Raw genomic sequence first — 23,692 nt, 5'->3', positions numbered from 1 at the left:
AAGGACAGCAGCGCGTTGTGACGGCCCGCCATCGCGCCTGGCCTTCGTCGGCGGGTTGTTTGTGGACAGTTGCCTGCGCAAGTTCGTACGCTTTTCAAACCGGCTTTCGACACCAGCGCCAGAACGTGGACCTGCTGACCCCCAGCTCTGCAGCGGCTGCGCCGGTGCGTCCGCCATGGCGCTCCAGCGCTGCCAGGGCCCGTGTGTGCCGATCGGGGTTTTCTGGCGGGTGCTCTGTGGCGGTTGGGGCACCAGGGTTTTGTTCGATGTCTGGCGTCGCCGCAAAGAGTTCCGGGCATTCGTCTCGCAGCCCGCCCCACTCCACGCTGTCGCTGCGGCGGTACTGAGACAGCCATACGGTGATGCGGTCGCACAGGTTTTCCAACTCGCGCACATTGCCGGGCCAGGGATGCTGTTCCATGGCACCTCCCCATTGGGCCAACACTTCAGCGGCGGTGACACCGGACACGCCGACCCGGCTCAGACTGTGGGCCAGCAAACGCGCGGCCAGGACTTGGACGTCGCCCTTGCGATCCCGCAGCGCAGGCAATGCCAGCGTGAGGGTATTGAGCCGGTAGTACAGGTCCTGGCGGAATTGGCGCGCGTTCACCATCTGCAGCAGTGGCTGGTGGGTTGCCGCTATCACGCGCACATCGACCGGGATGGACGTGACGGACCCCAAGCGGGTGATGCGCCGCTCCTGCAAGACGCGCAGCAAGCGGGTTTGCAGCGTGAGTGGCATGTCGCCGATTTCGTCCAGAAACAAGGTTCCCGTGTGGGCTGCTTCAAACAGCCCGCGCTTGCCGCCGCGGCGCGCACCGGTGAACGCACCTTCCTCATGGCCGAACAGTTCGCTTTCGAGCAGCGTTTCCGGGAACGCGGCGCAGTTGATGGCGACAAAGGGGCGGCGCGCCCTCTGGCTCGCGTTGTGCATGGCCTGCGCAAAGAGTTCTTTGCCGGTACCGCTCTCGCCGGTGATCAGAACGCTGAAGTCGGTGGCGGCATAACGGCGGGCTCTGGCGATGGCTTGCAAAAACGCCGGGGCTTGCCCCGCCAGGCTTTCAAAGCGGTGGCGCGCGGCGTGGTCGCTGCGGCGGTGCTGAATGCGCAGGCGGTTGTCTGCCTCGTGGATGGTGCGCGCGTCGTACAAGGTCAGCGCCGCGCCCGTGGTGTGGCCGCCTTCGTAAATGGGCGTGCGATTGGCAATCCAGTCGCGGCCTTGCAGGCGCAGCACCGCGCCATGTTCGGGCTGGCCGCCTTCCAGTGTCTCGCGCAGCGACAGATCGGTGGTGACGGACGCCAGCGGTTCACCCAGGCGCGGCGCACGCACCAGGCCCAAAATGCGTTGCATCGCCGGGTTGATGGCAATGATCTGCTCGGACTGATTCACCGCCAGGACTGCCTCTTGCAGCGTGTGCAGCACCGTGTTGAGCTGTTCGTATCGACCGGCCTCCAGCTGCGCCACCCGCGCCAACTCCAGAGCGTCTTCAAAGCCCTGGCGGATGCTGGCATGCGAATACGCCAGCAACCCGACCAAGCCTGCGTTTTCTGCCAGTTCCACCACCAGACTAGAGCCCACGACCACACGGATTCCATCGCTGTGCAACTGGCGGATGCAATCGCGGGCAGAGTCGGGCGTCTGGTAGGCGTACTGGTGGATGTCGATGTTTAGCAGTCCCTTGACGGATTCCAGTTCCGGGAGGGTGTGGCCGTACATCACGATGCCCACGCGGTCGGCCGTTGCCCTTGCCTTGATGAGCGCCTGCAGGATGTCAAAGCCACTCAACTGGATGGTAGCCACTGGGGCGCTGATCCCGCGCCGCAGCAGGCTGGCGTTGGACCCCGCGCTGACAAAGACATCGACCAGCCCGCTGTCCAGGCGCTGGCGGGCCAGCTCCAGCGCCACCTCAAAGCTGCCATCGATCACCTCGATATCCGCTCTGTCCCGGTATCCCGCCACGATGGGCATGGCCATCAGCCGGATCTGGCGATAGCTCATGAAGCAAAGGCGAGGGCGACTGGCAAGTGGGGTGACGGGGGTTGGCATAGGGCGGACGGTTGTGCGGACGATGCGTTGGCTGTGCAAGCGTTTCAACGACAGGTCGTTGCGTTTCATTCTTGCTTGAGTGAAACACAAATATGAAACATTGGGGCGAATGGTGAAACATGCACGCCGCTGCTGTACGACCTTGCTGCGGGCATGGCCAATCAAATCAATGCCTTACGGCAGGTGGGCGGGCTGGCACGTACTGTGCAGTAGCTGCCTTCATACCACCCTGTTTGCAACATCACTCCATGACCATGTCTGAATCTGCTCCTTCTTCCAAGCCCTCCATGCCCGCTCCCATCTCTTTGCGCCAGCGCCTGACCCAGCCCGGGCTGGTGATCGCCCCCGGGGTGTACGACATGGTGTCGCTGCGGCTGGCCGACACCTTCGGATTTGATGCCTTGTACATGACGGGCTTTGGCACCGTGGCCTCGCACCTGGGCTTGCCAGATGCCGGGCTGGCCACGTATTCGGACATGGTGGGGCGGGTGAAGGCCATGGCAGGCATGGCCCGCTCCCCGTTGATTGCGGACGGCGATACGGGCTATGGCGGTTTGCTCAACGTGCGCCACACGGTGCAGGGCTACGAGGCTGCCGGCGCGCAAGCCATCCAGTTGGAGGACCAGGAATACCCCAAGAAATGTGGTCACACCCCCGGCCGCCGGGTGATCCCGATGGAAGACATGGTGCGCAAGATTCGCGTCGCTGTCGACAGCCGCCTTTCGTCCGATTTCCTGGTCATTGCGCGCACGGACGCCCGCACCACCCTCGGTCTCGATGAAGCCCTGCGCCGGGCAGAGGCATACGCCCGCGCTGGCGCGGACATCCTTTTTGTCGAGTCGCCCGAGAGCGAGGAGGAGATGCGAAAGATCGGCCAAACCGTGGACAAGCCCCTGCTGGCCAACATGGTGGAGGGCGGGCGGACGCCTGTGCTGTCGCACAGCGAGCTGGAGTCTATTGGCTACAAGCTCGCCATCTTTCCGGTGACTGCCTTGCTGGCCGCTACCCAGGCCATGAAGACGGTGTATGCGCAGTTTCGGCGCACGGGCTCGTCGGTGAACAGCGACGCTGGCTTGATGCCCTTTGCGGAATTGACGCAGCTCATGGGTTTCGAGGATGTCTGGGCGTTTGAACGCCAGTACGCCGAGACACCCTGACTTGCGAAGCACACGTCGGCTGAAGCCTTTCACGCCTCGACAAGACGACCCCGAAGCACAACACGAAGGAGACAAACATGAAGCCCCATCCATTTTTTATCCAACACAGCCATGTGCCGCTTGCGTCCGCCATGCAGCGTCGGCGCAAGCTGCTGGCCCTGTCAGCCCTGCTGTGCCTGGGCGCGGTGGCCGGTATGCCCAAGGCCACGCACGCGCAGGACGTGTGGCCCAGCAAACCCCTTCGGCTGATTGTTCCTTTCACGCCCGGGGGCGTTACCGACACCAGCGGGCGTCTGATCGCAGAAAGTCTGGGCAAGCGCCTTGGCCAGCAGATTGTGGTGGACAACAAGCCGGGGGCCTCCGGAAACATTGGCACCGCGCTGGCCAAATCGGCGCCGGCAGACGGCTACACACTGGTACTGGGTTTTGACGGCACCATGGTGATCAACCCGCATGTGTTCTCCAAACTGCCTTTTGATACGGCCAAAGACTTCGCGCCGGTCGGCAAGATTGGGGATGCGACCCTGGTGCTGGTGGCAAACCCTGGCGTGCCGGTCAAGGGCCTGGCCGATGTGATTGCCTTGTCGAAGGCCCAGCCGGGAGGCCTCTCATTTGGCACCTCGGGGACGGGAGGCACCCCCCATATTGCCGGTGAACTGCTCAAGATCCGGACCGGTGCCAACCTGACCCATGTGCCCTACAAAGGTGGCGGCCAAGCCATGACCGATGTGCTGGGAGGCACGATTCCCCTGGTGTACACGGCGGTGGCGGGTGCGCATGGGCACATCAAGTCCGGCAAGCTCAAGGCCATTGCGGTGTCGAGTGCGCAGCGCACCAGCGCGTTGCCCGATGTGCCCACGTTTGTCGAGAGCGGTGTGCCAGACTTTGTCGTCAACTCCTGGGTGGGGCTGCTGGCACCGGTGGGTACGCCGGCGGCGGTCATCACGCGACTCAACACTGAACTGAACGCGGTGCTGAACGATGCCGCCGTGCGCGAGAAATTGCGTGTGATGGGCATCGAGCCGACCCCTGGCACTGCCGAGCAATACCGCGATGAAATCAAGCGGGACCTGGACCGGTATGGTGCCGTGGTGAAGGCGGCTGGCATATCGATCGAATGAGGCGGCTGGTCCTGCACACTTCACCTTTCTCGGAGCAAATCCATGGATCTGAATCTGAAGGACAAACATGTCCTCATCACGGGGGGCAGCAAAGGCATTGGTTATGCCTGTGCGGCGGCGTTTCTGGCCGAAGGGGCGCGCGTCAGCCTGGTATCCCGCAGCACCGAACACCTGGAGGCCGCACGTGGTCGGTTATCGGCGGATGTCCATGGCAGCGCTGGGCGCATCAGCGTCCATGCTGCGGACCTGCAGCAGCCCGAGTCGGCCGCAAAAGCGCTGGTCGACGCTGAAGCCGCCTTCGGGGACGTCGATGTGCTGGTCAACTCTGCAGGGGCTGCCCGGCGCACCCCGCCCGAGGAGCTGAGCGCGCAGGCCTGGCACGACGCGATGAACGCCAAATTCTTCACGTACGTCCACATGGTGGATCTGGTGGTCAAGAAGATGGGCGCGCGGGGCCGGGGAGCCATCGTTAGTGTGGTGGGTGCCGGAGGAAAGGTTGCCAGCCCCATCCATATGCCTGGCGGGGCCGCCAATGCGGCGCTGATGCTCATGAGTGCGGGCATGGCGGCCGCCTATGGGCCGAAGGGCGTGCGCGTGAATGCCGTCAACCCGGGCGCCACCCACACCGAGCGGTTGCAGGCGGGGATGATCGCCACGGCACGCATGCACAACATCTCGGAGCAGGAAGCGCTTGCGCAGGCCACGAGCAAGGTGCCGCTGGGTCGCCTGGCGCAGCCGGAGGAGGTTGCCAACGTGGTGCTCTTTTTGGCGTCCGAGCGTGCCAGCTACGTCACGGGCGTGGTTCTGACGATGGACGGCGCAGCAACGCCCATGGTGGTGTGATACTGGCGGCACACTCTGGTTGGACAGCGCTTCAATCGCTACCGGAGGCGCTCATTAAGCCTGCGGCCTCCGCGGTTTTGAAGCCCGTCCTACCATCCTGGCTTGCCATCCACAGACTTGACCCATGACCACCACCCTCAAAATCGATTTCGTCTCCGATGTCTCCTGCCCCTGGTGCATCATCGGCCTCAAGGCGCTGGAGCAGGCAGCGGACCGGCTTCAGGGCGAGGTCGCGCTGGATCTGCACTTTCAGCCGTTCGAGCTGAATCCGCAGATGGGGCCAGAGGGCCAGGACATTGGCGAGCACCTGCAAGAAAAGTACGGCGCCACGCCCGAGCAGAGCCAGAAGAACCGCGAGGCCATTGCGGCGCGCGGTGCGGCCCTCGGGTTCACCTTCAGCATGGACAAGCGCAGCCGCATCTACAACACCTTTGATGCACACCGCCTGCTGCACTGGGCCGAAGAGAAGGGCGTGCAGGCTGCGCTGAAGAAGGCGCTGTTCAAGGCGTATTTCACCGACGGGCAGGACCCGAGCAACCACGAGGTGCTGGTGCGCGTGGCGAGCGAAGTGGGGCTGGATGCGGCCGAGGCGCGTGCGCTGCTGGCCTCAGACCGCTACGCCGACGAGGTGCGCGAACGCGAGCAGTTCTATCTGCAAAACGGCATCCATTCGGTGCCTGCCATCATCATCAACGAGCGCCACCTGATCCAGGGTGGGCAGCCGGTGGAGGTGTTTGAGCAGGCACTGCGGCAGATTGCCACGCAGGGTTGATTGCTATTTATTTGATAGCTGCTTGGGCATGTTGCACTAGCGCTACCGGCGGTTTTTATCAAAAAAAGGGGCCCAAGGCCCCTTTTTTTGTGTGTGCGCTGTGCCTGGGCAGCTGCGTGGGCCCGTCACTTGCGCAGCGGGATGGCGGTGGCGCGGTCCACCGGCACTGCGGTCACGCTGTTCTGCGGAGAGCCGTCGATGAGCTTGTCGGAGTAGGTGAGGTACACCAGCGTGTTGCGGGCCGGGTCCACCATGCGCACGATGCGCAGGCGCTTGAACAGGATGGACATGCGTTCGCTGAACACTTCTTCCTGCTTTTTCAACGGCTCGGGAAAACTGATGGGCCCCACCTGGCGGCAGGCAATGGAGGCCTCGGCGCGGTCTTCGGCCAGGCCCAGGGTGCCCTTGATGCCGCCGATGCGGGCGCGCGACACGTAGCAGGTCACGCCCTGCACGCCGGGGTCGTCATAGGCCTCGACGATGATGTCGTGGTCGCGGCCGATCCACTGGAAGGCTGTGTCCACGGTGCCGATCTTTTCGGCAGTTGCAGCCTGCGCTGCGCCGCCTGCAAGGGCGGTGAGGGCAGCAAGGGCCACAGCGGCTGCGGCTGCCAGCGTGCGCGCGGCGGTCATGCCGTGGTCTCGCCTTCGGTGCAGCGCTGGGCCAAGTGGGCCAGGGCTTCTTCCACCTGGTCCACCAGCACCAGGCACAGGTCGCCGGGTTGCAGGCGGGCCAGCGCCGCGTCGATGGCGATGAACTCGCCACGGATCTCTTCCACATGCGTGGTGCGGGGGGCGCCCGCCAGGCCTTCGCGCAGCAGGGCCATCACTTCGCCGTCGGCGCGGCCACGCTGGGCGGCGTCCTGGTACAGGATCACGTCATCAAACGCGGCGCCCAAAATCACGGTCTGCTCGCGGATGTCTTCGTCGCGCCGGTCGCCCGCGCCGCTGATGACCACGCTGCGGCGCTTGCCGGGCAGGGCGTCTACGGCCTGCACCAGCGCGCGCATGGCGTCGGGGTTGTGGCCGTAGTCGGCGATCACCGTCGCACCCCGGTAGTCCATGATGTTGAAGCGGCCAGGGGCGTTGTCGCTGTCGTTCACAAAGCCCGACAGGCCCCGGCGGATAGTCTGCCAGGGCATGCCCACGCCCCAGGCTGCGGCCACAGAGGCCATGACGTTCTCGACCTGGAAGCCGATCTTGCCGTTGCGCGTGATGGGCACGTCACGCAGGTGGATGGTCTCGCGCCACGAGCCTTCCGAGGCCACGATGGAGTCGCCATCCACATACACGGTGCGGTGGCCTTGGGCGCGGTGCGTGACCATCACGGGGTGGTGGCGGTCGCTCGCAAAGTAGATGACCTTGCCGGGGCACGACGATGCCATGGCCGCCACGATGGGGTCGGCCGCGTTGAGCACGGCGTAGCCCGTGGGGGCCACGTTCTGCACGATCACGCGCTTGAGCACGGCCAGGTCTTCCACCGTGGTGATGTAGTTCAGGCCCAGGTGGTCGCCCGCGCCGATGTTGGTGACCACGGCCACCTGGCAGCGGTCAAAGCCCAGGCCTTCGCGCAGGATGCCGCCCCGTGCGGTCTCGAACACGGCGGCGTCCACCTCGGGGTGCAGCAGCACGTTGCGGGCGCTCTTGGGGCCGCTGCAGTCGCCGCTGTCGATCTGGCGGCCGTTCACGTACACGCCGTCGGTGTTGGTCATGCCCACGCGCAGGCCCTGTGCGGTGAACAGGTGCGCAATCAGGCGGGCGGTGGTGGTCTTGCCGTTGGTGCCGGTGACGGCCACGGTGGGGATGCGGCCGTCGTCGCCGTAGGCAAACAGCTTGTCCACCATGGCAGCCCCCACGTTGCGGGGCTTGCCGTAGCTGGGCGCCAGGTGCATGCGCAGGCCGGGGGCGGCGTTCACTTCCACAAAGCCGCCGCCTTGCTCTTCGAGCGGGCGCAGCACGGTCTCGGCCACCATGTCCACGCCGCAGATGTGCAGGCCCACCATCTGGGCGGCGGCCACGGCGCGGGCGGCGACCTCGGGGTGCACGTCGTCGGTCACGTCAGTGGCAGTGCCACCGGTGGACAGGTTGGCGTTGTTGCGCAGGATGACGCGCTGGCCTTTTTCGGGCACCGATTCGGGCGTCAGGCCTTGCATGGCCAGGCGGGCCACGGCAATGTCATCCAGGCGGATCTTGGTCAGCGAGGTGGCGTGGCCTTCGCCACGGCGCGGGTCCTGGTTGACCACGTCCACCAGCTGGCGCACGGTGTGTTCGCCATCGCCCAGCACCTGGGGCGGCTCGCGGCGTGCGGCGGCCACCAGCTGGTCGCCCACCACCAGCAGACGGAAGTCGTGGCCGGGCAAAAAGCGCTCGACCATCACGGTGCCGTAGTCGGCGGCGTTCTTGTAGGCTTCTTCGAGCTGTGCGCGGTCGGTGATGTTGACGGTGACGCCCTTGCCCTGGTTGCCGTCTTGCGGCTTGACCACCACGGGCAGGCCGACCTTGAGGGCGACTTCCCAGGCTTCGTCCACGCTGTCCACGGGCTTGCCCAGGGGCACGGGCACACCGGCCGCATGCAGCAGGCGCTTAGTCAGGTCCTTGTCCTGGCCGATGGATTCAGCCACTGCGCTGGTCGAATCGACCTCGGCCGCCTGGATGCGGCGCTGCTTGGAGCCCCAGCCAAACTGCACCAGGCTGCCGCGTGTGAGGCGGCGGTAGGGAATGCCCCGGGCCACGGCGGCTTCGACGATGGAGCCGGTGCTGGGGCCCAGGCGCTCGTCCTCGTCCAGCTCGCGCAGGTCTGCGATCACGGCGTCTGCGTCAAAGCTGCCGTTGCCCAGTGCGGCCTCGACGAGCTGTTGTGCGTATTCAAACGCCTTGCGGCCCACGGCTTCTTCGCTGTATTCGACGACCACCTGGTACACGCCCGCATCGGTGGTGGCGGTGGTGCGCGCAAAGGTCACGGGGCAGCCGGCCTGCGCCTGCAGGGCCAGCGCGGCGGTTTGCAGCACGTGGGCCAGCGACACGTCGCCGCCACCGGTTTCCGGGTGCAGCGCGCCGATGGCAGGGAACAGGGCCCGCAGGCGGGCTTCGAATCCGGCCATCTGGCCCACGGCGCGCTCGTTCTCGGCGCAGGTCACCACGGCCTCGATGGCCATGTGGCGGCTCCAGAGGTTGGGGCCGCGCAGGGCCCGGGTGCGGGTTACATCCATGGAAGTCTCTTTCAGTGGTCCATCAGGGCACAGGGGCCCTGTTCAAGTCGTGGGATGTGAGGTCAAACAACAAAAAGGCAAACGCGCGGCGGGCCATCAAGACCGCAGGGCGGCAGTGGGGACCAACTCGGGCTCGAAGGTCTTGATGCCTGCGCCGATCAGGTCGGGGGCAATGTCTAGCGCCCAGGCCGCGCCGATAGCGGCCAGCAGGGCGTCGGTATCGGGCACTACGGCGTTGCGGCCAAAGGTGAGGTCGGACAGGGCGCCAAGCACATGCTCGGCACTGCCCGTGGCCAGGACCACGCGGCCGTTCTTAACGAAGACCGCGCGGCCGTTGTCCTTGGCGCGGTGCTCGGCAATCACGGGCAGCGTGCCGTCCTGCGCATACAGCACCACATCGCCGTCCGACAGAGGGGCCAGGTCGGCCACCTGGGGGATGGCCGCATTGAGCACCGCAGCGCCTTCTGCCAGCACCACGTCCACCTGGGTGCGCATGACCTTGGTCATCTGGTCCTGTTCGTGCACGTCAAACTCGGCCAGCGTTTCCACGCCGTCCATGTCGGTCACCACGCCCACCTGGCAGCGGTCATAGGCCAGGCCGTCGCGCAAGATGGTGCGGGCGTCGCTTTCGATCACGGCGGCCTGCACCATCTTGTTCATCAGCAGGCGGTGTGCGGCTTCCCAGTGGGCGCAGTCGGTGGCTTCCACAAGGCGGCGGTCCAGAAAGAGTCCATCACGGCAAGCCAGGCCAGTGTGGTGGCCGCTCAGGTGCAGCAGCCAGGCCACCACGCGCGAGATGGTGGCGGTGTTGCGCGTGCCTGCCACGCCCACCAAGGGGATGCGGCCCGCGGGGCCTTCGTCATCGGCATCGGAGGGGAACAGGTGCTCGGCAATCGCCTGCCCCACGGGGCGGGGCGCGCCCACAGCAGGCTTCAAGTGCATGAGCAGGCCGGGGCCTGCGTTCACTTCCACAATCGCGCCACCCTGCGTGTGCAGGGGCTTGGAGATGTCGCGGGCCACCATGTCGATGCCGGCGATGTCCAGGCCCACCACCTTGGCGGCGAGTTGGGCGATGTAGGCCACCTCGGGGTGCACGTCGTCCGTGCAGTCCACGGCCACGTTGCCGTTGCGCTGCACCACCACTTGGCGGCCAGCGGCGGGCACCGAGTCAGCGTCCAGGTCCTGGCGCTTGAGTTCCAGCTGTACCTTGGTGTCGGTGGCCAGGTCGATGATCTCCAGCGGGTACTCTTCCTCATAGCCACGGCGAGGGTCGGAGTTGAGCTGGCTGTCGATGAGTTCCTTGACCGTATTGCGGCCGTTACCGGTGATGCTGACCACCTCGCCGCGTGCGGCGGCGACCACCTTGCCGCCGACCACCAGGATGCGGTGCTCGTCGCCGGGGATGAAGCGCTCCACCATCACGTCGCTGCCCTCGGGGTAGGCCACGTGGTAGGCCGCTTCGATGTCTTCCTTCTTGCGCAGGTCCAGCGTCACGCCCCGGCCGTGGTTCCCATCGGAGGGCTTGACCACCACGGGCAGGCCGATGTCTTGCGCGGCTTCCCAGGCTTCCTCGGGGCTGTTGACCACCTGGCCTTCAGGAATGGGAACGCCGCAGGACTTGAGCAGGCTCTTGGTCAGGTCCTTGTCGCTGGCGATGCCTTCGGCAATCGCGCTGGTGTATTCGGTCTCGGCGGTCCAGATGCGGCGCTGGCGGGCGCCATAGCCCAGCTGCACCAGGTTGCCGTCGTTCAGGCGGATGTGGGGGATGCCCCGGTCGGTGGCGGCGGTGACGATGCAGGCGGTGCTGGGGCCGAGGTACTGGTCGTCCACCTCGGTGCGCACGCGGGCCACGGCGGCTTGCACATCAAAAGGCTGGTCGTTGATGGCCGCCATGATCAGCGCATGGCCCTGGGCCAGTGCCACGCGGGCCACGCTCTCGTCGCGGGCGCGGAACACCATGCGGTACACGCCGCGCTGGCTGGTACTGCGCGTCTGGCCAAAGCCGGTGGGCATGCCCGCTAGGTTGAGCAGCTCGATCACGATGTGCTCTAACACGTGGCCGCACCAGGTGCCCTCCTGCAGGCGTTGCAGGAAGCCGCCGCGTTCGCCCACGCCGCAGTGGTGTTCGATCAGCGCGGGCAGCCACGCCGTCAGGCGGTCATTGAAGCCGGGGATGGTGTTGGAGGGGTAGTCCTCCAGCTCGCCCAGGTCCAGCCAGACTTCCAGGACCGGCCGGTAGGTCCAGATATTGGGGCCCCGCAGGTAGTTGATGCGAAGCAGTTGGATGTCGTTGAGTTTCGCCATGGATTGCAGCGGTTGTGGTTCCGGCCTTGGTAAGGGCTGTGCGGTAGGGGGACGAGAGGGAATTTTGTGGACGATGATTGTGCGCCAGTCCAGCGACTGTGCGCAGTGTCAGCCAAAAGGCGTTCACAGACGTTACAGGAGGATGCCGTCGCACCGTGGCGTGCAGTATCGGTGAGAATTCTTGCTTTCGCGAGAGCGGCCACCGCAGGCAGCCGGTGGCGGAAAACCCAACCAAAAATGCAACATCACCATTCTGTGGACGCCTCGGGTGTCTTTTCTGGCCCTGTGGGGGCCGATTTGCGGGCCATGCTCGCTTCCAAAGAGAACGTGTTGGCAGCTTTGCCGGTTGACCTGAGCGCCACGCTGCGCTTTGCGGCAGGGTGGGTGGTGGTGACGTCCGAACGGCTGCTGGCTTGCGACCCAGGCACCACCACATGGCGCAGCTGGCCTCTGGGTGAGGGCCTGGCGCTCAAGCTGCATGACCACGGTGGAGTGGGCTCGCTGGAGTTGCACAACCCGGCCGAGCGCCTGGCGCAGTGGCGTTTTACGCTGGCGAACCATCCGCAGGCGCTGCGCCTGGTGCAGCGTTTCGATCAGCAATTGTCCCTGGGTGCCGGCAACGTCTCCGCCGATGACGACGAGCCCGCCTGCCCCACCTGCCATGCCCCCCTGCCGCCCGACACTGAAGAATGCCCGGCCTGTGCCCGCGCCCAGCCGCCGCAAACCTCTACCTGGGTGCTGCTGCGCCTGTGGCGTTTTGCCCGGCCCTACCGCAAGCAGCTGGCCGCCGGGTTTGCGCTGACGCTGGCGTCCACCGCCGCCACGCTGGTGCCGCCGTACCTCACCATCCCGCTGATGGACGACATCCTGATCCCGTTCCAGAACGGCAAGCAGATCGACCCCTTGCTGGTGCTGATGTACCTGGGGGGGTTGCTGCTGTCGGCCCTGCTGGCTTGGGGCCTCTCCTGGGCGCGTACTTACATATTGGCGCTGGTGTCCGAGCGCATTGGCGCCGACCTGCGCACTACCACGTACGAGCATCTGCTGCGCCTGTCGCTGGACTACTTTGGTGGCAAGCGCACGGGCGATCTCATGGCGCGCATCGGGTCGGAAACCGACCGCATCAACGTGTTCCTGTCGTTGCATGCGCTCGACTTCATCACCGACGTGCTGATGATCGTGATGACGGCGGCAATTTTGTTCTCCATCAATCCCTGGCTGGCGCTCGTTACGCTGGTGCCGTTGCCCTTCATCGGCTGGATGATCCACACTGTGCGCGACCGCTTGCGCACCGGTTTCGAAAAGATCGACCGCGTGTGGTCCGAGGTGACCAACGTGCTGGCCGACACCATCCCCGGCATTCGCGTGGTGAAGGCCTTTGCGCAGGAAAAGCGCGAGGCCCAGCGTTTCCGCGACGCGAACCAGCACAATCTGGAAGTGAACGACAAGCTCAACAAGACCTGGAGCCTGTTCACGCCCACGGTGTCGCTGCTGACTGAGATCGGGCTGCTGGTGGTCTGGGCGTTCGGCATCTGGCTGGTGTCACGCAACCAGATCACGGTGGGTGTGCTCACCGCGTTCATCGCCTATATCGGGCGGTTCTATGGGCGTCTGGATTCGATGAGCCGCATCGTCTCGGTCACGCAAAAGGCCGCCGCTGGCGCCAAGCGCATTTTTGACATCCTGGACCACGTGAGTAACGTGCCCGACCCTGCCCAGCCCGTCCAGGTGGACAAGGTGCAGGGCGCCATCAGCATGCAGGGCGTGGGCTTCCGCTACGGCAGCCGTGCGGTCATCAAAGGCCTGGATCTGGACATCCGCCCCGGCGAGATGATCGGCCTGGTGGGCCACAGCGGCTCGGGCAAGAGCACGCTGGTCAACCTGATCAGCCGCTTCTATGACGTGAGCGACGGCTCCATCCAGGTCGATGGCATCGACATCCGCCGCTTTGCCGTGGCCGACTACCGCCGCCACATCGGCCTGGTGCTGCAGGAGCCTTTCCTGTTCTTCGGCACCATTGCCGAGAACATCGCCTACGGCAAGCCCGAGGCGACACGCGAGGAAATCGTGGCAGCCGCCCGCGCTGCCCATGCGCACGAGTTCATCCTGCGCCTGCCCCACGGCTATGACTCGCTGGTGGGCGAGCGCGGTCAGGGCCTGTCGGGCGGCGAGCGCCAGCGCATCAGCATTGCGCGTGCGTTGCTGATCGACCCACGCATCTTGATCCTGGACGAGGCCACCTCGGCCGTGGACACCGAGACCGAAAAGGAAATCCAGAAGGCGCTCGACAACCTGGTGCAAGGCCGTACCACGATTGCCATTGCCCACCGCCTGTCCACCCTGCGCAAGGCCGACCGCCTGGTGGTGATGGACCGTGGCGAGGTGGTGGAAGTGGGCCCACACGACGAGCTGATGGAGAAACAGGGCGCCTACTGGCGGCTGTACGAAGCCCAGGCCCGCCGCGCCGAGGAAGACGCGCAGGCCGCAGGCGTGATCATCGACAGCAGCCTGCTGCACCCGGCCCACCCCGCCGGCAACCCCTGAGACGCTGTGAGCAACCCTGCCATGAATGCTTCCCTGACCCCATCGTCGTCTATCCCTGCCTTCCAGCTCACGCGCAACCCGCACGGCCGCCTGGTCCTGACCCTGGCCGACGGCACGGCCCATGAGGGCGTGACCCCCGTGCGTGCTTTTCCCATCGCCGCGCCGGGCGAAGGGCTCTCTCTGGTGGGTGCCGACGGCCATGAACTGCTCTGGGTTCCCCGGCTGGAGGCCGTGACGGGCGCCGCCCGGCAGCTCATTGAAGAAGAACTTGAAGTGCGCGAGTTTGTGCCCACTATCCAGAAAATCCTCGCTGTTTCTAGCTTTTCAACGCCCAGCACCTGGGATGTGGAGACCGACCGGGGGCCCGCCCGCCTGGTGCTCAAGGCCGAAGAGGACATCCGCCGCCTGGGTGGCCGCACCCGGCTGCTCATCGCCGGGGGCGACGGTTTGCAGTTCCGTGTGAAGGACACCACGGCGCTGGACAAGCATTCGCGCCGCCTGCTCGAACGCTTTCTGTGACCTTTTGCGGCGGAGTCAGTCCGGCTCTGCCCATGGCCCAGGCCCAGGCAGCTGTCCTGCCGCCGTGAGTTGTCTGTGCGCTACTGCGCGACCGTGAGCAGGCTCTGAAGAGCAATTAGAAGGGGGCTGCGCCTGCCCTCTTGCGCATTTCCTGAGATTTCCAGGGAACGACCCGACCCTTGCGTATCCCTGCCCCTGCCCGCTCTCTTGCGCTGGGTGATGCACGCCCTGCCAGCGCTCTCTCCCTCTTAGGACTACGTGGTGGTGCTGCGACATTTGCACGTGCACGGCGTACTTCGGCATCCCTTTGGAAGGCTTCTGCTCGCCATTGCTACCCCTGGAAGGCGCTAAACCGTTCCCAAAGGCTGGATTTTTACTAGGGAAAACCCTAAATTTCGGCCAATCGGTGAAAAAGACCTAAATTCACCCTTCTTTTTGCCGTAATGGATGTACGAAGAGGCCGAAAGACCCTCTCCACACTTTTGTTCAACTACGGGCCAATGTCATGCAAATGCCACCTGTCGATCGATCGCCGTCCTGGCGTCCTCAGGGCGCTGATTTGTATTCCACTGGCGCCTCGGGTGCGCCTCCGGTGCGTCCCATCAACGCTCCCAACCCGGTCGAGTCTATGGACCGGCTGGGTGAGGGGGCGATCGTGCGCGAGCCGGACAAACCCTCGGCGCCCGAGGCGCCGAACCGGGACTGGACGGCGGTAAAAAAGAAGGAAACCGTCGAGGAGCCGCCGGAGCCTCCCAAAGAGCCGATCTACAAGCAGCTGCTGGAGTTCATCCAGTCCATGTGGCGCGCCAGCGGCAGCGCGGTAGAGGTAGCTCAGGACGTCAACAAGATGACCTTGCAGGAGCGTCTGGCCCAGCAGGCCAAGAACGAGCCGCTGACCTACACCGACCCCAAGGTCAAGCGCACCGGCGGCGCTTGAGCCACCGGCGCTGCCGGGCTGCCGCCGCGAAGGCGCCCCATTGCGTGTCATGGCGCCCGGTGCAGTTTGGCGAAGCCCCTGTGCAGCGGCAATCTGTGGCGTACAGGTAGCGCATCCCGTGGCCGCCGTTTACGGTGCACACAGAAGCCATGTGTACTGCCTCGGTGCATCCGGTATTTTTGCTATCAAGTAGATAGCTGGCGGCGCATATTGCACTAGCGCTCCAAGTCAATTGGATTCATTTTTGGGGTTTTGCCGCTCGGCAAAGTGCAACCCGCGTTCCTCAGGGACGGGCCTCCGGTGCTGGGGGCGACGCAATAGGGGATGCTGGTGTGGCTGCCGCTTGTGCGGCTGCCCGCTGACGATCGCGCTCGGCGCGGTATTTTGCGGCAAAGGCGCGCACTTCGGCATACGACACAAAGCCATCACCATCCGTATCGGCCTCGTCGAAGGCCGCCGCCAAACGCGGGAACAGTTTCACCTCGGAGCGGCTGAGCTTGCCGTCTCCGTTGAAGTCCAGCATCTTGAATTCGCGCTGGGCCTTCAGTTCGCCCGGGCTCACCGCCGCTGCGGGTTCTGTGGCCGCGTGTGTCTCCACTCGATGGGCAGGTGGTGGTGGGGGTGTTTGTGCCAGGGCTGCACAGGCTGCGAACAGGGCTACCGTCGCGAGGATAGGCTTCTGCAGCCACAGGGGCGCCCAGGATTTGCGAATGCGCAAAGTGTTCTCCTTCAAAGTCTCAATGGCCATGGTGGCACATGAGGGGCGAGGGCGGTGGTTTGCAACCAGGGCTTTGCAGGCTTTCACCGGGCGTTGCAAGTCTTTGCAGATCTTTTCGCAAGGGCCGGGCATGGAGCGGCAGAGCCCGCAAGCTTGCAAGGGAGGCTCCGGCGGTCAGTTCCCCACAACCCGCACCGGATTCGAGATGCCACTGTTCACATGGCCCGCAGGCACATGGCGCGCTGCCGACGTGACGTGACCGGTCTGGTCGTCAAAGAAGAAATCGGGTTCGAATTCACGCAGAAACTCGCCCTTAGGCAGGCCGCCCAGAAACATGGCCTCGTCCACCGCAATGTTCCAGTCCATCAGGGTGCGGATGGCGCGCTCGTGCGCGGGGGCGCTGCGGGCGGTGACGAGCGCGGTGCGGATGCGCATGCCGGTGCCACCTGCCTCGCCTGCCGACTGCAGACGGTGCAAGGCGGCCAGCAGGGGTTTGAACGGGCCGTCGGGCAGGGGCTGCTCGGCCTTGTCGGTTTCGTGTTGCTGGAAGGCGGCCAGCCCTTCCGCCTGGTACACGCGCTCGGCTTCATCGGAAAACAGCACCGCGTCGCCGTCAAAGGCAATCCGCACTTCGTTGGGGTTGGAGTCGCCGGCCTGCACCGACTCCGTCACCACCCGCGCTGCGGGGTAGCCCAGGTGCAGGGCCTCGCGCACATCGGCTTCGTTGGCGGACAGGAACAGGTGCGCGCCCAGTGGCCGCAGGTAGCGAAACGGGTCGCGCCCTTGCGTGAACACACCGCGCTGGATGGAGGGGAGCCCGTGGGCATGGCATGAGCGGAACACGCGCATGCCGCTTACCGGGTCATTGCGCGACAGCAGCACCACCTCCACGCGCTGGTGCTCGGAGGTGTTGAATGCGAGCAGCTTGCGCACCAGCGAAAACGCCACGCCCGGCGCAGCAGGCACGTCGAGCCGCTGGCGCTGCAGGTCCACGTAGGCGCGGTCATTGTCCTTCTCGAAGACGCGGTTCTCTTCCTCAAAATTGAACAGCGCGCGCGAGGAAATCGCGACTACCAGCTTGTCGTCGAGAGTTACAGCCATAAGTTAGAGCGTGTCATGCACTTTTACGTGCCCGCGAAAGCCGGAGAAAGGCCCGGCAACTAGGCGCAGGTCGCGTGGCGGTATGAATACCGCAAGCGGCCTGCAACAACGTTGCCGGGCCTTTCTCCGGCTTTCCCATAGGGTCGGGCCCACAGGCAGGTGCTCGCGGCGTTGCAGCACTTGCCAAGGCGCTTGCCTTGGCGGCGCGCCGCGCCTTGCGATCACCAGCCTGTGGGCCCGACGCGGGTGCGTAAAAGTGCATGACACGCTCTACTTCACAAACTGGTTGAGTTGGATGATCGGCAGCAGCACGGCCAGCACGATGAGCATCACGATCAGGCCCATGCCCACGATGAGCAGCGGCTCCAGGATGGTGGCCAGCGCCATGGCGCGGCGCTGCACCTCGGCCGAGAGCTGGCGGGCTGCGCGCTGCAGCATCACCGGCAGTTGCCCGGTCTGCTCGCCCAGGCGTGCAAACATCGACAGCAGGCCCGGAAAGCGCTTTTTCTGCGCCAGGGCCGATGCCAGCGGAGCGCCTTCGCGCACCAGCACCAGCGCGTCGAGCGCGTCGGCACGCAGCGCGCGGTTGTTCAGTGTTTCTGCGGCGGCCTGCAAGGCCTTCAGGATGGGCACACCGGCGCCCGCCAGCATGGCCAGCGTGCCGGCGAACCGCGCTGCGTTGTAGCCGCGCGCCAGCTTGCCCACCAGGGGCAGATTGAGCCAGGCGGCATCGAATTTCTCGCGAATATGGCCGATGGTGAGCGCCCATCTTGCCCCAATTGCTATCAAAATAGAAGCAATCAGCATCACCCAGCCATAGCTGCGCACAAAGGCGCTCAGGCCCAGCATGGCCACCGTCAGGAACGGCAGCGCGCGCTTGGTGCCTGCAAACACGCTGGCCACCTGCGGCACCACATAGCCCACCAGGAACAGCACGATCACGATGGCCACCAGGGTCACGATGGCCGGGTACAGCGCGGCGCCCACCAGCTTGGCCTTGAGCGCCTGGCGCTCTTCCAGGTCGTCGGCCAGGCGCTCCAGCACCAGGCCCAGGTTGCCGCTGTGTTCGCCCGCGCCGATCACGGCGCAATAGATGTCAGAGAACTCGCGCGGGTGCTGCGACAGCGCGCGGGCAAAGGTGGCGCCCGCGTTGACCTCGGCGCGCAGCGCGGCGACCAGGTGGCGCTGGCGTTCATCGTCGGCTTCTTCGGACAGCGCGGTCAGCGCGCGCTCCAGCGGCAGGCCCGACGACACCAGCCCGGCGATCTGCCGGGTCCAGATGGCCAGCCCGGTCGCGCTGAACACCGGCCGGGTGAAGAGGCGCTGGCCCAGGCTTGCGGACCGGCCGTCCAGCGTTTGGCCGGTCTGCACCATTTCCACCGCCAGCGGCACTAGCGCCTGGGCCCGCAGCAGGCTGCGCGCGGCCTTGGCGGTGTCGGCCTCCAGGAGGCCTTTGCGGGTCTGGCCTTGGGCGTCCAGGGCTTCAAAGGAAAAAGCAGGCATGCAAATGCGGGCGTGGGTGGTGGGGCGTGGGCGTGGAAATCACGCAGTCCTGCAACGGGCAAACATCCGTCGCAGGACCGGCAGCCCCTGATGGTAGCCGCTACCCAAGGCCCAGTGCCTCCACCCAGCTTCCATGCCCGGGGCATGACACAGGTCAAGGCGCTGACGCATTGCGCGCGCAGAATGAAAAGTGATCTGTGGCATCGGGTTGCAGGCGTTTTGAACGAACAAGGGGTCTTTCATGCTGAAGAACAAGGTGGCATTGGTAACGGGCGCATCGTCGGGCATCGGTCGCGCCATTGCGCTGGTGTGGGCGCGCGAAGGTGCCAAGGTGGTGGTGTCGGACGTGAATGTGCAGGCGGGCGAGGAAACCGCCGCGCTGGTGCGCTCCGCCGGGGGCGACGCGATCTTTGTGGCGGCCGACGTGGGCAAGCCCGAGGATTGCGATGCGCTGGTACAGCGCACCGTCGCCCACTACGGCCGCCTGGACGTGGCCTGCAACAACGCGGGCATTGGTGGCCCACAGGCACCGACAGCCGATTACCCGCTGGACGGCTGGGCGCAGGTCATCAACATCAACCTGTCGGGCGTGTTCTACGGCATGAAGTACCAGATCGCCGCGATGCTGAAGAACGGTGGCGGCTCGATCATCAACATGGCGTCCATCCTGGGCTCGGTGGGCTTTGCCACGGCGCCCGCCTACACGGCGGCCAAGCACGGCGTGGTGGGGTTGACCAAGGCGGCGGCCATCGAATACAGCGCGCACGGCGTGCGCATCAATGCGGTGGGCCCAGCGTTTATCCACACGCCCATGATCAGCGGGCTGGAGCAGGACGCCGGCATCAACGCCATGCTGGTCGGAGCCCACCCCATCGGCCGCCTGGGCCAGCCCGAAGAGGTGGCTGAATTGGTGACCTGGCTGGCGTCCAGCAAGGCGTCGTTTGTGACCGGGGCGTATTACCCCGTCGATGGGGGCTATCTGGCGCGCTGAAGCGCGAACAAACGACGGGCGCTCAGGCCGCCACGGCGGCCTGGCCCAGCGTGGCGTGCGCCTGGGCGGCGATGTCCAGCGAGCGCAAACGCAGTGCCGGGTCGTACACGTCGCTCACCAGCATCAGCTCGTCGGCGCCGGTGGCCTCTATCAGGCGCGCCATCCCCGCACGCACTGTGTCCGGCCCACCGATCACGGCTGCAGCCAGAAAGTCGCCAATTGCTGCCCGCTCCTGCGGTTGCAGGCGCGCAGCGTAGCCCTCGATGGGCGGCAGCAGGCGTCGGCGGTCGCCCGTCAAGATGCCCAGCACGCGCTGGTAGGTGCTGCTGGCCAGGTAGTCGGCCTCTTCGTCCGTCGGGGCCGCGATCAGTGGCACGCCAATGGCCACATGGGGCTTGGGCCAGGCAGCGGAAGGGCGGTACAGATTGCGGTACAGGTCGATCGCCTGGTGCAGCATGCGCGGCGCAAAGTGCGAGGCAAAGGCATACGGCAGACCCCGCTCGGCCGCCAGCTGGGCCGAAAACAGGCTGGAGCCCAGCAGCCAGATCGGCACATTGGTGCCAGCGCCGGGCATGGCAATCAGGCGCTGGCCGGGTTCGGCAGGGGCCAGCAGGCGCTGCAGCTCGGCCACGTCGCGCGGAAAGTCTTCTTCGGTCTCCACCCGGTTGCGGCGCAGCGCACGCATGGTGGTGGGGTCGGTGCCGGGCGCGCGGCCCAGGCCCAGGTCGATGCGGCCGGGGTACAGCTCGGCCAGCGTGCCGAAGGCCTCGGCCACCACCAGCGGGGCATGGTTGGGCAGCATCACGCCGCCGGACCCCACGCGGATGCGCGAGGTGCCACCGGCAATGTGGCCCACCAGCACAGCAGTGGCGGAGCTGGCAATGCCCGCCATGTTGTGGTGCTCGGCCAGCCAGTAGCGGGCAAAGCCCAGTTTTTCGGCATGCTGGGCGGTGCGCAGCGCAATCTGCAGCGCATCGGCCACGGTGCCGCCTTCGCGGACGGCCACCAGATCAAGCATGGACAGGGCAGGGCGGCGAGGAGTAGAGGTCATGCCCAGATTGTCCGGCGCGCGCGGCTTTTGCGCAGGCGGTGGGCGTAGAGCTGGCAGTGGCAGCAGGGTTGCCTGCGCCGATTTTTACCAGAGGGTCATTTTTTGGTAGCCAAAACGGCGGAGGCACCACAGAATGTTTCAAGACATTTCCGCGCTGGCTGCCATCCTGCGCTGCGCGGACCAGTCGTGCAAAAGGGATGACGCATGGGTTTTTTCAGCCGCTTGTTCAAGATCCGGGAGCAGGACCCCACCAGCCCCGAGACCACCTGGGCCATGGAAGACAACGGCAGCGAACTGGTGCTGGACGCTGAATACGCGGCCACGCTGATGACCGAGATCGATATCGATGCCGCCATCGCCAGCCACGAGCGTTGGCGCCTGCAGTTGCAGGACATGGTCAACGGCCGCTCCGACGAAGTCATGCGGCCTGAGCGCATCTGTCAGGACGACCGCTGCGACCTGGGCCGCTGGCTCTACGGCACAGGCCGGGTGCGCCTGGGGCATTACCCCGCGTTCGACATGCTGGTTGCGCGGCACAAGTACTTTCACCAGCAGGCGGCCGATGTGGTGACGGCCTTCCAGTCGGGCGACCAGCCCAAGGCGGCACAGTTGCTCAATGGCAGTTGCCGCCACGCGTCCAACCAGGTGCTGCTGCTGCTCAAGGAGCTCAAGCGCGGGCTGGGGCGGTAAGCCCTGCAGATGCTGGAGACGCCGCCCTCAGAGCGTAACCACGTTCTAGCGGCCCGGCCCGTGGCCTACCGCCTATCGTCCGCCGGGCGGCTCCGTGGCGGGCGGGGGCACAGCCAATTGCCACCCGAGTTCGGTGGCTACATCCATGCGGTGTTGTCCATCCAGCGTGTAGTGAATCTGCGTACCCATGGGTGCGTCCAGTTCGGGCAGCAAGGCGTGCAGCGCTACCAGTGCGTCGTTCAGTACTGGTGCGGTGATGTCGATGCGGATGAATTCCGCGATGCGCTTGCCATCCGTGCGCGCCACGCCCAGCGAGTCGCCCCAGCCGATCACCATGCCGACTCCCCGGGCGCGCAGAGCCTGGTCAATCCGGTCTTCGCGCTGGTGCAGCGGGTCCACGGCGTGCCTGGTGAGCGGGATTTTCACGAACAGGAATGCTGGCCGATCATCGGGCGTGGAGAGCACGGCTGGGGTGGGCGGAGGGGCGGAGGCGCTCATGGCCGGGCTGAGGTGGTTTTTGTGGGGGGATGCAGGCGGTCGCTCAATAACTCCGCCCATCCTTGTACATCGCATGCTGCCGCCGGTTCAGCGTGGCGGCTTCGCCCAGGCGGCCCATGGCGGACCCGGCATGGGCGTGGGTGATGGCCATGCCCAGGCCGTCGGCGGCGTCCGTGCCCGGCAGCCCTGGCAGCTGCAGCAGGCGCCGCACCATTTCCTGCACCTGGCTTTTGGCGGCGCGGCCGTGGCCGACCACAGCTTTTTTCATCTGCAGTGCGGTGTATTCGGCCACGGGCAGGTTGCTGGCCACCAGGGCGGTGATGGCGGCGCCGCGTGCCTGCCCCAGCAGCAGCGTGGACTGGGGGTTGACATTGACGAACACGATCTCGACCGAGGCCACATCGGGCTGGTAGCGGGCTGCGACTTCGGTGATGCCGTCGAACAGGATCTTCAGGCGCCCGGGCAGGTCGCCCAGCGCCAGCGTGGTGGTGCGGATAGTGCCGCTGGCCACGTAGCTGAGGTGGTGGCCGTCCATGTCCACCACGCCGAAGCCGGTGGTCTGCAGGCCGGGGTCAATACCAAGGATGCGCATTTGCTCTCGTTTTTATAGCTATTTGGGCAATGGGGACTAGCGCTACCAGTCGATTCTTCTACAAACCGAAGTACCAGCGTGCCGAATGGAAGAACACGGGCGCTGCAAAACACAGCGCGTCCACCCGATCGAGCAGGCCCCCGGCACCGGTGACGGACATGCCCTGCATGCCCCAGCTGGTGATGCCCCGGTCGCGCTTCAACGCCTTCATCACCAGGTGCCCCAGGCTGCCCGCCACGCAGGCCAGCAACGCCATGCCCAGCGCCTGGCCAGGTTTGAAGGGGGTGATGAAAGTGAGCAGCCCGCCCGCGAGGCCGCCGGCGGCCACGCCGGCCAGCCAGCTCGTCCACTGAAAGCTCTGACTCACCTGCGGTGCCACCGGCTTGTGCGGAAAGCGCCGCCCCAGCAGGTGCTGCACCAGCATGCACGTTTGCACCACAAACACCAGGAAGAACACCAGAAACGCGCCCTTGTCGCGGTAGCCCGGAAAGTCCAGCAGCAGCAGCGCCGGCACGTGGCTCATGCCGTACACGCAGACCATGATGCCCCACTGCAGCTTGGCATTGCGCTCCAGAAATCGCTGGGGGTCATTGGCCAGTGCGCTCACCACCGGCAGCGCCAGGAACACATACACGGGGATGAACACGGTGAACAGGTCGAAGTGCTTGCTGCCCACCAGCCAGAACTGCAGGGGCAGCACCACGAAGAACGCCAGCACCAGGCTGCGGTGGTCGCCCCGGCGTGTGGGCGACAGGGTGATGAACTCGCGCAGCGCAAAAAAGCCGACGATGGCGAACAGCACGGTGGCCACTGTCTCGCCCAGTACCCAGCCCACCCAGAACACGATGGCCATGACCCACGAGGTCTTGAGCAGCCCCCAGAAGCGCTTGGCTTCCAGGGCCTGGGCTTCGGCTTCGGGGTCGTCGCTCGGGTGCTCGCGCAGATTGCGCACAAAGGCCCACAGCGTGACGATGGACAGGATGCCGAACACGACCAGGAACAAGGCCCCGATCTGCTGGGTGGCGGTGAGGTTGCGCAGGAATTGGTTCATGTCAGCGCGCGCTCCGGGGCGCAGCGTTCGGCAAGTTCAGGGGCT

General features: G+C 65.6%; 20 protein-coding genes. 9 read left to right on the top strand and 11 right to left on the bottom strand.

Annotated elements, in window-relative coordinates; translation table 11 throughout:
• Positions 1-94 precede the first annotated feature (94 nt).
• Positions 95-2,047, bottom strand: a complete 1,953-nt coding sequence (gene prpR / locus C380_RS20020; protein WP_043565678.1) for a propionate catabolism operon regulatory protein PrpR — start codon at positions 2,045-2,047, stop codon at positions 95-97.
• A gap of 248 nt (positions 2,048-2,295) precedes the next feature.
• Here prpR and C380_RS20015 point away from each other — a divergent pair, with 248 nt between their 5' ends.
• The 4 genes from C380_RS20015 to C380_RS20000 all read left to right on the top strand — a co-directional run bounded on the left by C380_RS20015 (position 2,296) and on the right by C380_RS20000 (position 5,940).
• Complete coding sequence (locus C380_RS20015) at positions 2,296-3,204, top strand: oxaloacetate decarboxylase (protein WP_015015667.1); 909 nt, start codon at positions 2,296-2,298, stop codon at positions 3,202-3,204.
• A gap of 131 nt (positions 3,205-3,335) precedes the next feature.
• Positions 3,336-4,325, top strand: coding sequence for a tripartite tricarboxylate transporter substrate binding protein (locus C380_RS20010; RefSeq protein ID WP_043566934.1), 990 nt, complete (start codon positions 3,336-3,338; stop codon positions 4,323-4,325).
• Between the two features lie 42 nt (positions 4,326-4,367).
• On the top strand, positions 4,368-5,168 hold the full coding sequence (locus C380_RS20005) for an SDR family oxidoreductase (protein ID WP_015015665.1): 801 nt from the start codon (positions 4,368-4,370) through the stop codon (positions 5,166-5,168).
• Positions 5,169-5,292: 124 nt separating this feature from the next.
• Positions 5,293-5,940, top strand: a complete 648-nt coding sequence (locus C380_RS20000; RefSeq protein WP_015015664.1) for a DsbA family oxidoreductase — start codon at positions 5,293-5,295, stop codon at positions 5,938-5,940.
• A gap of 125 nt (positions 5,941-6,065) precedes the next feature.
• Here the strand turns inward: C380_RS20000 and C380_RS19995 are convergent, their stop codons facing one another.
• From C380_RS19995 to cphA (C380_RS19985), 3 genes are all read right to left on the bottom strand, one after another.
• On the bottom strand, positions 6,066-6,572 hold the full coding sequence (locus C380_RS19995) for a CreA family protein (RefSeq protein WP_015015663.1): 507 nt from the start codon (positions 6,570-6,572) through the stop codon (positions 6,066-6,068).
• Positions 6,569-9,148, bottom strand: coding sequence for a cyanophycin synthetase (cphA, locus tag C380_RS19990; RefSeq protein WP_015015662.1), 2,580 nt, complete (start codon positions 9,146-9,148; stop codon positions 6,569-6,571). The genes C380_RS19995 and cphA (C380_RS19990) overlap by 4 nt, the downstream gene beginning before the upstream one ends.
• Positions 9,149-9,244: 96 nt before the next feature.
• The gene (gene cphA, locus C380_RS19985; RefSeq protein WP_015015661.1) at positions 9,245-11,452 is read right to left on the bottom strand and encodes a cyanophycin synthetase; all 2,208 of its coding nucleotides are present in this window, start codon (positions 11,450-11,452) and stop codon (positions 9,245-9,247) included.
• A 237-nt stretch (positions 11,453-11,689) separates the two neighbouring features.
• On the opposite strand from cphA (C380_RS19985), the gene C380_RS19980 reads away from it, so the two are divergent.
• The 3 genes from C380_RS19980 to C380_RS19970 all read left to right on the top strand — a co-directional run bounded on the left by C380_RS19980 (position 11,690) and on the right by C380_RS19970 (position 15,452).
• The gene (locus C380_RS19980) at positions 11,690-13,996 is read left to right on the top strand and encodes an ABC transporter ATP-binding protein (RefSeq protein WP_015015660.1); all 2,307 of its coding nucleotides are present in this window, start codon (positions 11,690-11,692) and stop codon (positions 13,994-13,996) included.
• Between the two features lie 21 nt (positions 13,997-14,017).
• Positions 14,018-14,515, top strand: coding sequence for a DUF1854 domain-containing protein (locus tag C380_RS19975; RefSeq protein WP_015015659.1), 498 nt, complete (start codon positions 14,018-14,020; stop codon positions 14,513-14,515).
• A 505-nt stretch (positions 14,516-15,020) separates the two neighbouring features.
• The gene (locus tag C380_RS19970; RefSeq protein WP_015015658.1) at positions 15,021-15,452 is read left to right on the top strand and encodes a hypothetical protein; all 432 of its coding nucleotides are present in this window, start codon (positions 15,021-15,023) and stop codon (positions 15,450-15,452) included.
• Positions 15,453-15,735: 283 nt separating this feature from the next.
• On the opposite strand, the gene C380_RS19965 is transcribed toward C380_RS19970, so the two are convergent.
• The 3 genes from C380_RS19965 to gspF form a co-directional block, all read right to left on the bottom strand.
• Positions 15,736-16,170 (bottom strand): EF-hand domain-containing protein, encoded by a 435-nt coding sequence (locus tag C380_RS19965; protein ID WP_043566931.1) that lies wholly within the window; start codon positions 16,168-16,170, stop codon positions 15,736-15,738.
• A gap of 174 nt (positions 16,171-16,344) precedes the next feature.
• Entirely contained in the window at positions 16,345-17,271 is a 927-nt protein-coding gene (locus C380_RS19960) for a 5'-nucleotidase (protein WP_015015656.1), read from the bottom strand.
• 270 nt (positions 17,272-17,541) lie between these two features.
• The gene (gspF, locus tag C380_RS19955; protein ID WP_015015655.1) at positions 17,542-18,774 is read right to left on the bottom strand and encodes a type II secretion system inner membrane protein GspF; all 1,233 of its coding nucleotides are present in this window, start codon (positions 18,772-18,774) and stop codon (positions 17,542-17,544) included.
• Positions 18,775-19,015: 241 nt separating this feature from the next.
• On the opposite strand from gspF, the gene C380_RS19950 reads away from it, so the two are divergent.
• Positions 19,016-19,765 carry an SDR family NAD(P)-dependent oxidoreductase gene (locus tag C380_RS19950; protein ID WP_015015654.1) on the top strand — a complete coding sequence of 250 codons (750 nt, stop codon included), beginning with the start codon at positions 19,016-19,018 and terminating at the stop codon, positions 19,763-19,765.
• Between the two features lie 22 nt (positions 19,766-19,787).
• On the opposite strand, the gene C380_RS19945 is transcribed toward C380_RS19950, so the two are convergent.
• On the bottom strand, positions 19,788-20,816 hold the full coding sequence (locus C380_RS19945; RefSeq protein ID WP_015015653.1) for an LLM class flavin-dependent oxidoreductase: 1,029 nt from the start codon (positions 20,814-20,816) through the stop codon (positions 19,788-19,790).
• A gap of 204 nt (positions 20,817-21,020) precedes the next feature.
• Between C380_RS19945 and C380_RS19940 the strand changes: the two genes are divergently transcribed.
• Positions 21,021-21,506, top strand: coding sequence for a CZB domain-containing protein (locus tag C380_RS19940; protein ID WP_015015652.1), 486 nt, complete (start codon positions 21,021-21,023; stop codon positions 21,504-21,506).
• 72 nt (positions 21,507-21,578) lie between these two features.
• On the opposite strand, the gene C380_RS24110 is transcribed toward C380_RS19940, so the two are convergent.
• The 3 genes from C380_RS24110 to C380_RS19925 are packed head-to-tail and all read right to left on the bottom strand — an operon-like array spanning position 21,579 to position 23,647.
• A complete protein-coding gene (locus C380_RS24110; protein WP_015015651.1) occupies positions 21,579-22,004 on the bottom strand; it encodes a hypothetical protein in 426 nt (141 codons plus the stop codon).
• 43 nt (positions 22,005-22,047) lie between these two features.
• Positions 22,048-22,596 carry a crossover junction endodeoxyribonuclease RuvC gene (ruvC, locus tag C380_RS19930; RefSeq protein WP_015015650.1) on the bottom strand — a complete coding sequence of 183 codons (549 nt, stop codon included), beginning with the start codon at positions 22,594-22,596 and terminating at the stop codon, positions 22,048-22,050.
• Between the two features lie 58 nt (positions 22,597-22,654).
• Positions 22,655-23,647 (bottom strand): phosphatidate cytidylyltransferase, encoded by a 993-nt coding sequence (locus C380_RS19925; protein ID WP_015015649.1) that lies wholly within the window; start codon positions 23,645-23,647, stop codon positions 22,655-22,657.
• Between the last annotated feature and the right edge of the window lie 45 nt (positions 23,648-23,692).

It is taken from the genome of Acidovorax sp. KKS102, from assembly GCF_000302535.1.
Lineage (GTDB): Bacteria > Pseudomonadota > Gammaproteobacteria > Burkholderiales > Burkholderiaceae_C > Acidovorax.
Note: the sequence above shows the minus strand (reverse complement) of the source record. Positions and strands in the feature narration are given on the sequence as shown.

What these genes read in the sequence shown, in the direction of transcription:
- cphA (WP_015015661.1), bottom strand. Translation starts at nt 11,452, where the DNA reads ATGGCGAAACTCAACGACATCCAACTGCTTCGCATCAACTACCTGCGG.
- C380_RS20010 (WP_043566934.1), top strand. Translation starts at nt 3,336, where the DNA reads ATGCAGCGTCGGCGCAAGCTGCTGGCCCTGTCAGCCCTGCTGTGCCTG.
- C380_RS19975 (WP_015015659.1), top strand. Translation starts at nt 14,018, where the DNA reads ATGAATGCTTCCCTGACCCCATCGTCGTCTATCCCTGCCTTCCAGCTC.
- ruvC (WP_015015650.1), bottom strand. Translation starts at nt 22,596, where the DNA reads ATGCGCATCCTTGGTATTGACCCCGGCCTGCAGACCACCGGCTTCGGC.
- C380_RS19940 (WP_015015652.1), top strand. Translation starts at nt 21,021, where the DNA reads ATGGGTTTTTTCAGCCGCTTGTTCAAGATCCGGGAGCAGGACCCCACC.
- gspF (WP_015015655.1), bottom strand. Translation starts at nt 18,774, where the DNA reads ATGCCTGCTTTTTCCTTTGAAGCCCTGGACGCCCAAGGCCAGACCCGC.
- C380_RS19950 (WP_015015654.1), top strand. Translation starts at nt 19,016, where the DNA reads ATGCTGAAGAACAAGGTGGCATTGGTAACGGGCGCATCGTCGGGCATC.
- C380_RS19995 (WP_015015663.1), bottom strand. Translation starts at nt 6,572, where the DNA reads ATGACCGCCGCGCGCACGCTGGCAGCCGCAGCCGCTGTGGCCCTTGCT.
- C380_RS20000 (WP_015015664.1), top strand. Translation starts at nt 5,293, where the DNA reads ATGACCACCACCCTCAAAATCGATTTCGTCTCCGATGTCTCCTGCCCC.
- C380_RS20015 (WP_015015667.1), top strand. Translation starts at nt 2,296, where the DNA reads ATGACCATGTCTGAATCTGCTCCTTCTTCCAAGCCCTCCATGCCCGCT.
- prpR (WP_043565678.1), bottom strand. Translation starts at nt 2,047, where the DNA reads ATGCCAACCCCCGTCACCCCACTTGCCAGTCGCCCTCGCCTTTGCTTC.
- C380_RS19980 (WP_015015660.1), top strand. Translation starts at nt 11,690, where the DNA reads ATGCAACATCACCATTCTGTGGACGCCTCGGGTGTCTTTTCTGGCCCT.
- cphA (WP_015015662.1), bottom strand. Translation starts at nt 9,148, where the DNA reads ATGGATGTAACCCGCACCCGGGCCCTGCGCGGCCCCAACCTCTGGAGC.
- C380_RS19970 (WP_015015658.1), top strand. Translation starts at nt 15,021, where the DNA reads ATGCAAATGCCACCTGTCGATCGATCGCCGTCCTGGCGTCCTCAGGGC.
- C380_RS20005 (WP_015015665.1), top strand. Translation starts at nt 4,368, where the DNA reads ATGGATCTGAATCTGAAGGACAAACATGTCCTCATCACGGGGGGCAGC.
- C380_RS24110 (WP_015015651.1), bottom strand. Translation starts at nt 22,004, where the DNA reads ATGAGCGCCTCCGCCCCTCCGCCCACCCCAGCCGTGCTCTCCACGCCC.
- C380_RS19925 (WP_015015649.1), bottom strand. Translation starts at nt 23,647, where the DNA reads ATGAACCAATTCCTGCGCAACCTCACCGCCACCCAGCAGATCGGGGCC.
- C380_RS19960 (WP_015015656.1), bottom strand. Translation starts at nt 17,271, where the DNA reads ATGGCTGTAACTCTCGACGACAAGCTGGTAGTCGCGATTTCCTCGCGC.
- C380_RS19945 (WP_015015653.1), bottom strand. Translation starts at nt 20,816, where the DNA reads ATGACCTCTACTCCTCGCCGCCCTGCCCTGTCCATGCTTGATCTGGTG.